General features: G+C 58.8%; 9 protein-coding genes and 3 pseudogenes. 7 read left to right on the forward strand and 5 right to left on the reverse strand.

The window, feature by feature from the left end; translation table 11 throughout:
* Nucleotides 1-10 precede the first annotated feature (10 nt).
* The 3 pseudogenes from IMCC21224_RS27325 to IMCC21224_RS29005 all read right to left on the reverse strand — a co-directional run.
* Nucleotides 11-954, reverse strand: a pseudogene (locus IMCC21224_RS27325) (transposase).
* A gap of 107 nt (nt 955-1,061) precedes the next feature.
* Nucleotides 1,062-2,005, reverse strand: a pseudogene (locus IMCC21224_RS29000) (dihydroxyacetone kinase subunit DhaK).
* Nucleotides 1,999-2,139: pseudogene (locus IMCC21224_RS29005) on the reverse strand (dihydroxyacetone kinase subunit DhaK); the annotation flags it as partial. The pseudogenes IMCC21224_RS29005 and IMCC21224_RS29000, both read right to left, overlap by 7 nt.
* A gap of 360 nt (nt 2,140-2,499) precedes the next feature.
* Between IMCC21224_RS29005 and IMCC21224_RS21130 the strand changes: the two are divergent.
* The 6 genes from IMCC21224_RS21130 (at nt 2,500) to IMCC21224_RS21155 (ending at nt 8,604) form a co-directional block, all read left to right on the forward strand.
* Nucleotides 2,500-3,318, forward strand: coding sequence for an IclR family transcriptional regulator (locus IMCC21224_RS21130; RefSeq protein ID WP_047997540.1), 819 nt, complete (start codon nt 2,500-2,502; stop codon nt 3,316-3,318).
* Nucleotides 3,319-3,456: 138 nt separating this feature from the next.
* Nucleotides 3,457-3,936 (forward strand): tripartite tricarboxylate transporter TctB family protein, encoded by a 480-nt coding sequence (locus IMCC21224_RS21135; RefSeq protein ID WP_047997541.1) that lies wholly within the window; start codon nt 3,457-3,459, stop codon nt 3,934-3,936.
* Nucleotides 3,937-3,953: 17 nt separating this feature from the next.
* Nucleotides 3,954-5,423, forward strand: a complete 1,470-nt coding sequence (locus IMCC21224_RS21140; RefSeq protein ID WP_231582168.1) for a tripartite tricarboxylate transporter permease — start codon at nt 3,954-3,956, stop codon at nt 5,421-5,423.
* A gap of 151 nt (nt 5,424-5,574) precedes the next feature.
* On the forward strand, nt 5,575-6,552 hold the full coding sequence (locus IMCC21224_RS21145; protein WP_047997543.1) for a tripartite tricarboxylate transporter substrate binding protein: 978 nt from the start codon (nt 5,575-5,577) through the stop codon (nt 6,550-6,552).
* 62 nt (nt 6,553-6,614) lie between these two features.
* Complete coding sequence (locus IMCC21224_RS21150) at nt 6,615-7,535, forward strand: dihydrodipicolinate synthase family protein (protein WP_047997544.1); 921 nt, start codon at nt 6,615-6,617, stop codon at nt 7,533-7,535.
* Between the two features lie 106 nt (nt 7,536-7,641).
* Nucleotides 7,642-8,604 carry a tripartite tricarboxylate transporter substrate binding protein gene (locus IMCC21224_RS21155; RefSeq protein ID WP_053079131.1) on the forward strand — a complete coding sequence of 321 codons (963 nt, stop codon included), beginning with the start codon at nt 7,642-7,644 and terminating at the stop codon, nt 8,602-8,604.
* A gap of 633 nt (nt 8,605-9,237) precedes the next feature.
* Here IMCC21224_RS21155 and IMCC21224_RS21165 read toward each other — a convergent pair.
* Nucleotides 9,238-10,341, reverse strand: a complete 1,104-nt coding sequence (locus tag IMCC21224_RS21165; RefSeq protein ID WP_047997546.1) for an AbrB family transcriptional regulator — start codon at nt 10,339-10,341, stop codon at nt 9,238-9,240.
* A gap of 64 nt (nt 10,342-10,405) precedes the next feature.
* On the reverse strand, nt 10,406-13,021 hold the full coding sequence (locus tag IMCC21224_RS21170; RefSeq protein ID WP_197089276.1) for a CoA transferase: 2,616 nt from the start codon (nt 13,019-13,021) through the stop codon (nt 10,406-10,408).
* Nucleotides 13,022-13,242: 221 nt separating this feature from the next.
* On the opposite strand from IMCC21224_RS21170, the gene IMCC21224_RS21175 reads away from it, so the two are divergent.
* Entirely contained in the window at nt 13,243-14,265 is a 1,023-nt protein-coding gene (locus IMCC21224_RS21175; RefSeq protein WP_156178388.1) for a tripartite tricarboxylate transporter substrate binding protein, read from the forward strand.
* Nucleotides 14,266-14,316 lie beyond the last annotated feature (51 nt).

Genomic DNA, 14,316 nt, shown 5'->3' on the forward strand with positions numbered 1-14,316 from the left:
TGAACAACACCTACGCGGCGATTTGCAGTGCTATTGATCGGACGGTGAAGGCGTTGATCGCGCGCGGCGCCCGTGACAGGCCCTCGAACAACAGGACCAAAAGGGCCCTCAGGCGGGCCAGGATCTTGCGGATGTTGTGCCCGCAGCCGCACAGGACAGCGAAGAGCGCATCGCCCTTGGTCCCTTTGAGAGGGCAGCGCGCGAGGCGGCCATCGGTCTTCATGTGGCCGATCTCCGGCTCGATCGCACTGCGCCTTCGGAGCTGCGCTTTCAGCCCATCCGTCAGCCCGCGACGCATTCCGGAGATCAACACATGGGTTGTTCCGACACCGTGTCCACGGTAGCCGCGGTCCACGACGGCGAGGTCCGGGCGGCGAGGTCCTTTGCCAGCGCGACCAACTTCACCCGCGCCTTCTCGTAGAGCCTGGCGTTCATTGCCCGGCAGGCGCATCCGCAGGATGCTGCCGGGAGGTGGTTGGATACGCGATATTCTTTTCCATCACGGTGGTGTCGACGGAGACGCGCGCCAGGCTGTCGTCGTCGATGATACCGACAGACCGGCCCGCTTGAATCGTTTTGGTCAGCAGCCACTCCGCGCCCTCTTCGCCGATGCGATCACGCCAGCGGCTGAGCGAGGACGGATGAATCGGCGGCTGATGCTGGAAGAACGTCTCGCCTGTGAAATGCTGGACATACGGGGAGTCCACCCAGCGGGCGATCACGGCCTCGTCCGAGAGCCGATAGGCATGCTGCAGATACATGAGGCGCCACCAACCGTGGCGGCGTCGCAGGCCGCCCTGTCGCCGACGGGAAGAAACCAGCCCACTCCCGTTCGAAGACCTCCCAGTCGATCAAGTCTGCCAGCTTTACAAGCTCGTGGCGCATGTCGATCATGTCGACCAATCGGGGGCGGAGGAGATCATCCTGTTCCTCAGGACGCGAGCGGTGCTTCATGGCAGGATCCAAACTGCAGCCTTTTCAATTGGATTCTACGAATCCCTGCAGTTTGAAGCCAGAAAAATATCCGATTTATCTCGGTTATTCAGCTACATGGCAGTTGTTCAAGCCGAACTCATAAGTGTTGCTGGGTCGTTGTAAGCCGCTTCAGGAAGCGTGCGCAGCGCTTCGGCGGCGCGGAACATGCTGGCACCAAGGTCGCCGTCGCCTGCGCGGCTGTCGAGGTCCGCCAAATGCGGTTCTGCCTCGGTCAATGCCATTGCAACGCGGGCGACACCGGCCTTGAGGACCGCGGTCAGGCTTTGGACAGGTTTTTGGGGAAGGGTGACAGTCTTCCCTGTTCCAATCTGCGCCGAACACGGCCATGCCCGCACGGCAGAGGGGGCCTCAAGCAGCGCCCTACGTGTGGCATCAAGCGGCAGCAGCGAGAGCGAACATCCCGGCATTTCAAGCGCCGCCATGAAATCGCCGATCCAGACCAGTTCGACCTGCGCGCCCCGAGCCCTGAGCGCGGTCAGCGCATCACCTGCGACGATCGCAAGTCCAGTGGCGGCGTTGCCCCAGGGCCGTTTACCAAAAGACCAACCGGGCCTTTCAGGCGATCGCCCAGCTCGGCCTCAAGCGTATCCAGAATTCGTGCGACGATCTCGGCAGACGAGGCCGTCGGACCGCACTCTACGCCCTTCTCGCCATGGATACCAAGGCCGAATTCAACCTCGTCTGCGCCAAGCTCAAAGCTTGGCTGGCCAGCGGTGGGTACGATGCAGGCGCCAAGGCCGACACCCATTGTGACCAGATCCTCAGCGGCATCGCGGGCAATCTGCGCGATTTCGGCCAGTGGCTTGCCTGCTGCCGCAGCTGCCCCGGCCAGTTTGTGGATCAGAACCGTTCTTGCCAGTCCGCGACGACGATCCCGCGCCACCAGATTTCGAAGCCCCGCGTCATCAGCGACAAACACGATCTCGCAGGGGATTCCGTCTGCCTGGGCCAATTCGGCAGTAAGCGAGAAATTCAAGCGGTCGCCAGTATAGTTCTTGACGATCAACAACGCGCCCGCCGGGCCGACGCTGGCCTGCTTCGCTGCTTAGACCGCGTCGACACTGGGTGAGGTAAGACATCGCCCGCAACGGCGGCACTGAGCATGCCAGGGCCGACATAGTCGGCATGGGCGGGTTCGTGACCGCTGCCCCCCCCGAGATCAGTGCGACGGACCGGTCGGTCGGCGTTTCGGGGATGTCACTGCGTAGGATGACCGCGTCTGTTTCCAGTAAGGCCAGTGACGGACCCGCCGCGACCAAAGCGGTCAAAAGCTCGCGGACAACGGTCCGCGGGTCGTTTATCAGTTTTTCAACTTTTCGCTCCCGCACAATTATTCCGAATAACGGATTAATAGCAAATTATTGCTCGATTATTTTATATAAAATTACAAGACGTCAACAAACTTTCCATCATCTCTCAATTTTCTTCGTCTCGAGGGGTGAGAGGACATTGATCTGTATTGTGGAAAATGAGAGGTAGAGGGACACAGAAGATGGGTGTCAAATGAGTGATCATGTCCTGAAGGTGGTTGAGGAAGAAGGTTTTGGCGATGCCGGGGCAAAGTCATTCTTCAAAATGGCGCGCGTGCTTGACTGTTTCAGCCGGACCAATGGCAGTTTGTCGCTGACCCAACTTGTTGAGGGCACCGGCCTGCCCCGCACCACCATTCACCGGATCGTCGCGTCACTGCGCGAAATCGGTATGATCGATCAGGACGGGCGGCGCGGCGACTATCGGCTTGGGCTGCGCATGTTCTATTATGGCAGCGTTGTTCTGGCCAATCTCGACCTGAACCGGCATGCCCATTCTCATGTGGTATCGCTACATCAGGTGACCGGAGAAATCGTTCATCTTCATATGTTTGACGGAAGTCACATGGTCTGTATCGAACGCGAGGAAATGGGCGATGCTCGCAATACAACCCTGACGACGATCGAAGCGGCCCCAATCCACTGCACCAGCGTCGGCAAGGCGTTTTTGGCGTTTCAGGATCAACGCCTGATTCGCAAAATTGTTGCGGAAGAGGGGCTTGCCGCGCGCACCGTCAACACGTTGGCCACCTATGATGCGTTGGCCGAAAACCTCGCCCTGATCCGAGAGCGCGGCTATGCGACGGATGAGGAAGAGAACGAGATTGGTATTCAATGTGTAGGTGCGCCTTTGCGGGACTCTCGGGGGCGTGTTTTCGGCTCGATCAGCGTTTCCGGGCCCACGCTTCGGATGCCCTTGTCGCGCCTGTCGGGATTGTCGCACGCGGTCACTCAGACCGCGAATGCGATTTCGGCCGAGCTTGGTTGGGATCCTTCTAAGAAGCGGCGTTAGAGCGTAATCTCACATCTATTTTCCGAATAGCGGATTGACTGACGGGCAATGTCTTCGTAAACCCATTTTGGGGAGGAACAGACATGCGCGACCTATGTCCGGCCGTTTTCGTCGTCAATTCGCACGGGGGGACCTCGAGTGAAGCTGCATGATGCCCTGCTTGGCGTGATCTTTGTGGCGCTTGGCGCGACTGTGATCGCCTTTTCCTACTCATTTCCGACCCCCCGACATTTGGCGTATGGCCCAGGCATGTTTCCGCGCCTGATGGGGGCCGGAATGGCGCTGAGCGGTGCCGCACTGGTCGTGATGGGGCTGCGCCATCGTGCGGCGTTGGTCGAATGGCCCGCTTGGCTTTCGGATCGCCGCCTGACACGCAACGTGCTGCTGATCCCAAGCGTCTGCCTGTTCTACTATCTTTTCGTAACGTCGCTTGGCTTTCACATCACGGCGACACTTTTATTGCTGGCGTTGCTGTTATCAGGCGAAGTCGCGCCGCTGCGGGCGTTGATTGTGTCCCTGTCCGTGGTTTTCATCACAACCCTGCAATTTATTTCAATTCTGCACGTCCCCCTTCCCTGGGGGGTGCTGGCACCGATTTCAGGGTGGTTTATATGGTAATTTTGGAGGTTTTCAGTTTGCTTGCTGATCCCGTGCTGTTGCTGACGATCGCAATAACGGCCTTTTACGGCTTGGTGATCGGGGCAATTCCGGGGCTTACGGCGCTGATGGCGACGGCGTTACTGGTGCCTTTCGTGATCTTTATGGACCCCATTCCAGCGGTTGCCGCCATCGTGACTGCCTCAGCCATGGCGATCTTTGCGGGCGACATTCCCGGCGCGCTTTTGCGGATGCCGGGAACCCCGGCCTCGGCGGCCTATACGGATGATGCACATGGTCTGGTGCTCAAGGGACAGGCGGCGGTGTCGCTGGGGGCGGGCGTGATCGCCTCGGCCTTTGGCGGGTTGTTCAGCGCGATGGTGCTGACACTAGCCGCGCCATCGCTGGCCAAGATTGCGCTGACCTTCAGTTCGGTGGAATACTTTTGGCTTGGGATGATGGGGCTCAGCTGCGCCACGCTGGTATCCAGCGACTCGCTTCTGAAAGGGCTGTTGTCGCTGTTCATCGGCCTGACCCTTGCGACCGTAGGCATGGACCCGGTCAGCGGCATTCCGCGTTTTACCTTTGGGTCGGTCAACCTGCTGAGTGGGTTCGGCCTGATTCCGGTTCTGATTGGATTTTTCGCAATGGGCGAGCTGATGCGCAATGCCAGTGTCCCGGTCGAGGACCGCCCTAAGTTGCCTCCGGTCGGTCCGATGCTCGGGCCCAGCCTGCGCGGTCTTGGAGCCCATAAGATGGGCGCGATGCGGGGCGGGTTGATCGGGACAGTGGTCGGTGCTCTGCCCGGCGCTGGGTCTGATATTGCTGCGTGGATTTCCTATGCCATCTCGCGGCGCGGCACCCGGCGCGGGCGGGCGATGAGCGATGATGGCGCGGTAGAGCGTATCACCGCCGCCAGTGCAGCGAACAACGCCAGCCTTGGTGGTGCCTATATCCCGGCCACGGTCTTTGGCATTCCGGGTGATGCGATCACGGCCATCGTGATTTCTGTTATGTTCATCAAAGGCATAAACCCCGGTCCGACGCTGTTCCTGAACCAACCCGAGATGATCTATGCGATCTTTGCCATCTTCTTTCTGGCCAACCTCCTGATGATCCCGCTGGGGATTGCCATGGTTCGGGCCTTTGGCGCGGTGCTGCGGTTGCCGCCGGTCTATATCTCTCCGGTGATTGTGTTGTTCTGCATTCTTGGGGCGTTTTCGGTTGAAAATACGTTGTTTGCTGTGGGTCTGATCGTAGTCTTCGGTGTGCTTGGGTACATGCTAGAGGCTAATGGCATTCCGTTGGCCCCAGCGATTCTCGGGCTCATCCTCGGCCCGCTTATTGAGCAGAATTTCATGACAACGATGCTGAAATCCCGTGGCGATCTGGGAATTTTCTTCGACCGTGAGGTCGGCTCGTGGTTGGGATATGCCACCATCGTGATCTGGGTACTGGTGCTGGGCGCGCGGACGGTGACGTCCCTGCGCAGCCGTTCTAGGTCTTAAATTCCAACTATCGGAATAAGTGTCAACAACTTATCTCCAATACCACTTTCCTGTTGACTGACGCCTAGATTCACTCAATTCTCATATATGGGATATGGCGCAATAATGAGCGCCACAATTCTCTAATTAGGAATATCTGGGAGGAGAAATCATGTTGAAACAAACCCGCGCCCGTGGGGTAGCTGCGCTTGTCTTGATGGCGGCCGGCACCATGTCGATGGCAACGCAATCCGATGCGGCCTGGCCGACCAAACCCACGTCCTTGATCGTGATCGCCGGTGCCGGAGGTGGCAGTGATTACACTATGCGCCTGCTCGCGAGAGAGCTTGAAGCGAGCGCTGATCAGCCGATCAGTGTAGTCAATCAGGCGCAAGGCGCTGGTGTGGTCGGCATGACAACCTATGTCAACGCCGCACCCGATGGTACAACCGTGGGGCAGATGTCACCCTTTGCCCAATACCGGATGCTGGGGCAGGCAGATTTCACCTCTGATAGCTTTACGCCAATCGCCATGATCAACATGGATCCGGCAAGCGTGTCGGTTGCCGAGGGGTCTGATCTGACCTCGATCAACGACATCATTGCCAAACTCAAAGAAGATCCGACCAGCCTTAGTATCTCTTGTGGTGGTGGCTGCAATGCCAGCTGGGACATCCCCTTTGTGTCGCTGATGCTTGACGAAGGCATCGATGTCGCCCAGCTGAACCTGATCCCCGCCCAGGGGTCTGCTGCGGGCCTTCAAGAGTTGACCTCCGGCGGAATGGATATCGTTCTGTGCTCGCTTCCGGAAACCGACGCACTGCGTGATGCAGGGCTGGTTCGCAACGTTGCTGTGTTTTCGGGGGCACGACTGGACCGCTACCCGGACGTACCAACGGTTGAAGAGGAAACCGGTAGATCCGCCACGGGCGGCACTTGGCGCGGCATCGCCGGCGCGGCCGGCATGGATGCAGACCTTGTTGGCGAGATCGAGGCGTCAATCAAGGCCGCCTATGACAGTGATGGCTTTCAAACGGGCATGAAAGATCGCGGCTTTGGCGCGGTCTGGATGGATTCCGCAGAGCTTGGCGCCTTTATGCGTGAGCATGAGGCGCAGACAGAACGCGTTATCGACGCGCTCAACCCCTGATCGGCGACGGGCGTCGTGTGGCGCCCGCATCCCGGTCAACCGTTCATATAGAAGGAAACGGCATGAAACACGACCTGAAAGGGATCATTCCTCCGCTGGTGACTCCGTTCACAGCGGACGAAACCATCGACGAGGCGGCGCTGCGTGAAAACGTCCGCTTTATGATGCGCAAGGGGGTCCACGGGATCTGCCTTGGTGGCTCGACCGGCGAAGGCCACACCCTGTCCACCGAAGAACTGGCGCGCTCGATCGAGATCGCTTGCGAAGAGGTGGACGGCTCCATTCCCGTTGTGGCGGGCATTATTGCCAACTCGACCCGCAAAGCTATCGAAATGGCCAAAGCGGTGTCGCAATACGATGTGGCCGCGCTTCAGGTGACGCCGGTGCATTACGTTTTCAAACCCGATGACGACGCCACCTATGCGCATTTCAAGCGTATGACCGAAGAAGTCGATCTGCCCGTGCTGATCTACAACGTGGTGCCGTGGAACTACCTGTCGCCCGCGCTTTTGGTGCGGCTGATGGAAGGTCTTCCCGGCATCATCGGAGTGAAGCAATCGGCAGGCGATCTTAAGCTGATGGCCGATCTGATGATCTCCATTCCCCAGGGAAAACTTGTCTTCACTGCGGTTGATGCGCTGCTCTATGCCTCGTTCGCGATGGGGGCACATGGCACAATCGCGGCCAACCCGGCGGCGGTTCCCGGTGTCTGCGTGGCGCTTTGGAACGCTGTGCAGGCGGGCGATCACGCCAAGGCACAGGAAATCCATCGCGCGCTGCTGCGGTTCTGGAACACGATCTTTGCGGACAATTTGCCCGCAAACGTGAAGTATGTCCTGTCAAAACAGGGCGTCAATGCGGGCTTGCCGCGGATGCCAATGCCGGTAACCAGCCCGGAGCAAGCCGCCAAGATTGACGTACAGCTGGCCGAAGTTCTCAAGTATGACGAGAGCGAAACGGCATCAATGCAGAAAGCGGGCTGACGCCAGATGCGGCGGCGCTTTATTGTGCCGCCGCCCCGCCTTTGTAGGAGGGCGGACGACCACGCGGATGACGCGCCATCCGATACGATCTCAGGGAGGAGATATCATGTTGAAATACATTGCTTTGGCTGTGCTCGCACTGGTGCCCGTCTCGGCCCAGGCAGAAGCCGTTTTTGATCGCCCTTTAACCATTGTCGTACCCGCGGGCGCGGGCGGCGGGGGTGACACGACAACGCGCCTGTTGTCACGCGAGTTGGAAGGCGCGCTTGGCCAACCGATCACCATCGTCAATCAGGGACAGGGCGGCGGGGTCGTCGGGCTGACCACGATGAAGAACGCCGCGCCAGACGGGCTGACCGTCGGTCTTTTGTTTCCCTATGCGGGTTACAAGATGACCGGCCAAGCCAATTTCGAAGGTTCAGATTTTTCACCCATCGCCGTGTTCAATGGCGACAGCTCCGCGCTTCTGGTCGGGGCGTCGTCGCCGTTCGAAGATCTGACATCCGCCCTCGACGCTATCAAGTCCGATCCGGGTGCTTTCACGATACATTGCAGTGGTGGCTGCGGCAGCGTCTGGGATGTTCCGGTCGCTGGCATGATGTTGGACTATGGTATCGACGTCGCCAAGGTGATCTGGGTTCCAGGGCAGGGCGCGGCAAGCGGTCTGACCGAACTGGCCTCGGGCGGGGTTGATTTCCAGACGGCCTCTTTGCCGGAGGCTTCCGCCCTGATCTCCGCTGGGGCGGTGCGCCCGATTGCCGTCCTTAGTCCCGCGCCAGTTCCAGGCTTCGAAGACGTTCCGCTGGCGGGCGAGGTTCTCGGCGTACCGCTTGACGGCGGCACCTGGCGCGCATTGGGTGGACCGGCAGGCCTGTCGCCTGAACATGTGACTGCTTGGGAAACCGCTGCGCAATCAGCTTATGACTCGCCGCGCTTTCAGACCGCGATGATCGAAGCCGGGTTCGGGTTGCGCTGGCTAGATGCCGCTAATCTGGCCGAACTGATGGCCAAGCATGAGGCAGACACGCAACGAATCATGATCGCTCTCGGTTACGCTACTAACAATTGATCCTCTTGTCGCCGTCTAGTTCGGGAGTGGGCAAATAGGGTTCTGATGGATTGGACATCTCCCAGCTAGCGTTGTGCTATGTATTTGGTCCCATGGTTTGATGGTGCGATCCTTTCTGAGGAATGAAAGGAAGGCATGTGCGACAAGTTCGTCACGGGGGCGCCACGTACTGTCCACCCTCTCATGGTTTGCAAAGCAAACCATGAGAGGGCATGCACGCCGTCAGAGTTGCAATACAGCGATCCACTGCCCAGCAGGGTATTTCCGCAGGAACCCTCGGGCCTGATCTCGTTTGATGAGCCATTCATGAAAAAATGTGCCGACGCGGGCGCCGCGTTCCTTGGTGTTGGATTCGATGCCTTTTTGTTGCGGGATGCCACGCTGGAGCGCAATGTGGGATTAAGCCGCTCCGGTCCTCCAGCCAACCAGGCCGATCCCACGCTGCGGTTGCCCATTGAAAGATGGGCACCGCTTTTTCGCTGTTTCGACAGATCCTGTCGCCGGGATTTGAGGGCAAAGAATGGGGCGTGGCGTTCTAGCGGGACTTACGCCATGAACGTCCGCCTCGGACACAGGCTGACGGTGGGGCAAAGAGCCTTGTCCTTTTATGGCCAAAACCCTTGATACCGCTGTTCACGTCGATGGGTCGCGGTTTTTGTGAAAAAGGGCTCTGTAGAGTGGCGGTGCCACGAACAGTACGAGTGACACGCGCAAGAGGTGGTGTATCGCAACCAGCGCAATATTGCCGCCTACGGCCAGCGTGATGATGCTCATCTCGGCAATACCGCCCGGAGCATATGCCAGCACAAGTTCAATCATGTCATGACCGGTCAAACGAGCCATCACAACCGCTGCGGCGGTCGCTGAGCCGAGATGAACCGTGACAAGCAGCAGGGTTACGCACCCCAGCCGTAAAAGCGTGTTCCGGTCGACTCCCGCGAACCGGCCGCCCATGTTGATCCCGATCACCGCCTGTGCCGATGCCACGACAAAGAACGGCAGCTTGAAATCGGTAAATCCGCCAACGTGCAACAGCGCGCTTAGAAACAAGGGGCCAAGCAGTTCCGGGGCCTGCAACCTAAGCTTTCCGGCTATTGGCTTGCCAAGCAGAAGACATAACAGGAGCCAACCGGCACCCTGCCATTCCAGCATGCCCTGGCTGCTGGCGGCCTGCGCTCCGTTGGTGATCGGCGCGTCGGCCAGTAGGTTCAAAAGCTGGGGAAGGATCAGCACCACGAGCGAGACGCGCAATGTGTGGATGAGAAACGCCGACCGCATGTCACCGCCGAAATGCTCACTCATCAGGGACATTTCGATCAGGCCGCCGGGCGTCGATCCGAAAAACGACGTTGGCGGATCAAGGCGGCCAAAACGGCGAAGTATAAAATAGGCGATTGTCGAACTGATGGTGGAGGCGACGATGAGCCCAAGAAAAAGCATCCACCACGAGGCTATCTGAGAAAAGATATCCAAGGTAAAGCTTGCGCCCAGCATGGATCCGATGATCCCGATCATGGGTGCGTGGACACCCGACATCGTGCTCACCGGACGCCCGACACTCAGAACCAGAAGCGTGGACAGGATCGGCCCGATCAACCAGGGAATCGGAACGCCAATCCATTGTGCGGCCAGACCACCCAACGCTGCGGCGATCACGGTCAGGATAGTCCGGGCATAGAAATCGCGACTGCGCAAATGCAGCGCCGCGTCCCGCCAGATCTGTGCAACCCCGCTCACCCTCGCAGCCCGTTCGCCGGATGCTGAGACGCACAACGCCTGTTCGCTTGCAGGCGCGATAACATCAGATGACGTCTTCGTCTTTGAACCGTCGGATATCTGCCATGGAATATCCCAACAGTTCACCGAGAATATATTCGTTATCCTCGCCGTAACAGGGCGCGGCACGATCAATCGGACCACCACTATAGACCGGTGTATCGGTCAGTTTCGGCGAGAATTCCGCAACCGGCCAGCGTCCGATTTTGGTTCCGTCCACCTCGGTCAGCCAGTTGAGATGTGGCAGTTGCGGATCGATGTCGCACCGGTCGCCCGCCGTTTGACAAACGCCTGCGGGCACCCCGGCAGCCTGCAGCCGTTGCATGGCGTCGTAGCGTTCCTGCGCCTGTGTCCATTGGCTGACCAACGCATCCAGTGCATCCTGATGCAGGAGCCGAGCTTCAAGTGTTGCAAAGCGCGGATCATCGCCAAGCGACAGTCCGCTGACCTTGAGAAAGCCCTGCCATTCGGGCTCTGTGAAACACGCGATGGCGAGCCAGTTGTCATCTCCATCACAGCGAAATGCGCCGTGCGGTGCCGCCTTCTTGAACGGGGACCGATTACCGTATCGCTGCCATTCCCGTCCATTCGCAGACCAGTCGAGGATTGCAGTCGCGGTTTGAAAAATTCCGGATTCACATTGCGATGAGTCGATCCACTGTCCTTCGCCTGTTCGGTTTCGGTGATGAATGGCGCCAAGTGATGCGAGTGCGAAGCCATACGCGCCGATCCAGTCAAGATATGAATATCCCCAACCTGCCGGCATTGCAGGCTCTGCAAGGCCTGACATTTCAGTCGTGCCGGCGAAAGAGGCCGCAATAGGCCCGACCGTTCGGAACCTGCCGTAGCTGCCCTGACTTCCCATCCCGCTTTGCTGGACATAGATGATATCAGATTTCAGCTTTTTCAGTTCGTCATACCCAAGCCCCATACGGTCCAGCACACCAGGTGAAAAACCTTCTGCAACCATATCTGACATCGATATCAGATCGCGGGCGATCTTAAGCCCGCGCGGATCGCGTATGTTCAGCGACAAACCGCGTTTGCCTGAGTTCTTGTTATTGAACTGTCCGCCCATATCCGGGTCTGTGACCCCTTGCAGCGGGGCTTTTGCACGCTCTCGTGCCGAGCGTCCGCCGACAGGGGCCATCGCCGCCAGCCGGGTATCGGGGTGCGCCTTCCATTCCACCTTGATCGCCTCGGCTCCCATCGCTGAAAGGATGCGAGTGCCACCCGCAGATGCGAGAAACCAGGAGAAATCGAAGATCCTGAATCCTTTCAACGGAAAATCACTGCCGTGCTTTGACTTGCCGATCATCCGTTTTTCCGACGCGGGTGGGCGGGCCTTTGCGGCCGACTTGGCAGGCTCTTTGCGCGTGGTCCGGTCGTTGAGGACAGCCGCCCGGTCCTGATCCAGTCGCGGTGCACGGCGGCCGGGCTGCCAATCCGTTGCACTGCTCATCCACTTGCTGGTCGGATACACAAAACTGGCATTCAATTCCGGATGCTCGATCTCGGCAAAGGTGTTCCGTGCCAGCCAGTGCGGGTCCAGCGCATTTTCATGAGGCTTGCGTACAGGCGACCACAGCAGCCCTGTTTCCTGCGCCTCTCGCCAGGGCAGACTGTCGTAACCAAAGGCCCGCACAAAGCGTTGAATAACGTCGAGAGTGTGTGCGGTTTCTTCGTTGGCATCCGCCGTTCCGGGAATTTGCCGCGCCGATAGGTCTGCATCGTCGGACGGCCGGACGAGATCCGCCGCCATGCCGTAGCTATCCAGAAACGGCACAAGCTTGGCCTTGTCGCGGGCCGAAACGCCCCAGGTCATGCACCAGCGGCCATCCTTGGTGTGGCTGATGTTCTGTGCCCGGTTGGGGGTTTCTGTCGCGTGCCGCGCGGTTTGCCGATAGAGCGGTGCGCGGCGCATAACCCAGGACATCAGGTCCAGCTCGGTATTCTTCGACACGGCCTCGTGAATCGCAATCGATACATCCTGGGCGTCGCCGCCAGTCTGGCGATGCACAAGGGCCGCCACAATGCCGCACGCAAGCTGTTCGCCAGCAATGTGGTAGGCATGCCAGACCTGCGGCGCAATCGGAGGTAGGTCATATCGGCCATCCGGTTCGGCGTCATATCCGCAATTGGACATAACACCGCCAAGCGCAAGATGCACAAGGTCCGAAGACTTGAAATCCTTCCAGGGGCCATCATCGCCAAAGGGTGTAATGCGTGCCGTGACGGGGCGCTTGGCGGCGGCGTCAAAGCCTGCGCACTCCGACAGCAACTTGAGCAAACCGATGTTCTTTGAATCAAGAACAACATCAGCGGTTGCCGAGAGGCGAAGGTACTCGGCCCTGCCCTGCGATGACTCGAGGTCGAGCGTGACCGACTTCTTGTCGCGATTGTAAGCCCAAAAGAAAAGGGAGTTTTCCAGATCGTCCCGGTCTTCGTAGAACGGCCCGATCCGACGCGTGACTTCACCTTCGGGGGGTTCGATCTTAATGACATCCGCGCCCATCCCGGCAAGCAGCAGACCGCAGTATTCGCCAAGTTCGTCGCAGGTTTCGAGCACTCGAACGCCTTTGAGCATGCCGGGACGCAGCTGCTCTGAGGCCCCGCGGTTTAGATCTTCAACTTGCTGCAACGGCTTTAACCCCTTCGTGTCGTGTCAAATTCTATCTGGCCGGTACACCTCGAGCTTTGCTCAAAGCTCGTTTCTCTCGGGGTACCGACAATGGTGCTTGACGAGTGCAAAGCCACTCGCATAGCCTTTTTGTAAGCGCTTACAAAAAAACTGCAAGCGCTTACAAAAAAGAATGCCCGCGTTCGAGGAGGAGCGCGGCGTGCTTTAACCGGGAGGAAATCGTGAGACATATCAAGAGATTTACCGCATTGGCTACGGCCTGCTGTTTGAGCGTCAGCACCGTTTCGGCGCAGCAAACCCACGCGCCGCAGGTCGAAGACTATCCAAACCAGCCGCTGACGATTCTTGTGCCCTACGGCCCTGGTGGCCTGACAGATTCGCGTGGCCGCATCTTCCAGCAAGAGATGGAAAGCGTGATCGGTCAGCAGGTGCGCGTGGAAAACATCTCCGGCGGTGGCGGCCTCGTCGGGGCCAACGCCGCCTTTGCCAAGGCCTCTGACGGCTACACAGTATTGACAGCAGCCACGGTTGATGGGCCGCACGCGCATTCGGTCCTGTCCCCTGCGGGGCTGCCATGGACGTGGGACGACTGGACGCCACTCGGCATGTTTACGCTGTCGGTCTTGGGCTTCGTGGCATCCAGCGAATCCAAGTATCCGACACTTGGAGCCATGGTAGAGCAGGTCAAAGCCGATCCGGGATCGGTCACGCTCGCCTCCATCGGACCAGGGCGTCTCGATGATCTCGAGATGATCGACTTTATGCAAACCACGGACACGCTGGGCGACTGGAATTGGGTTTTCTACAGTTCGTCCGCGGACATCCAGGCCGACCTGATCAGCGGTGATATTGATGTCGGATATCTGGGTGTTTCGCGCACAGACATGATTGACCACCCGGATTTCAAAGTGCTGGCCATGGGCATCGCACCGGACGCAATCCCGGATGAGAATTTCCCGTTCGACTGGCCCACCGTCGAAGAGGCCATCGGCGCAAAGCTGAATGTTCTGGGCAACGGTTTCGGGGTGATGTTCGTCAAATCGGATGTACCCGAGGACCGCAAGGCGTACCTGGAATGGGCCTTCAAGACCACAACAGAGCAGCCGGGTTTCGTCGAAAACCGCATGGCAGCTGGCGAACCTCCGATCTGGATACCACGCGAAGAAGCGCAGAAACGCCTCGATAATCTGGTCGCCAAGATGAATGAGCTAAAGCCGGTTCGTGACGAGAACCTGAACAAATAGAGCCATTCCCATAAAAAAGACGGCGCTTCTCTGCGGAAGCGCCGCCGACCC

Origin of the sequence: Puniceibacterium sp. IMCC21224, assembly GCF_001038505.1 — a bacterium.
In the GTDB taxonomy this organism is placed as follows: domain Bacteria; phylum Pseudomonadota; class Alphaproteobacteria; order Rhodobacterales; family Rhodobacteraceae; genus Puniceibacterium.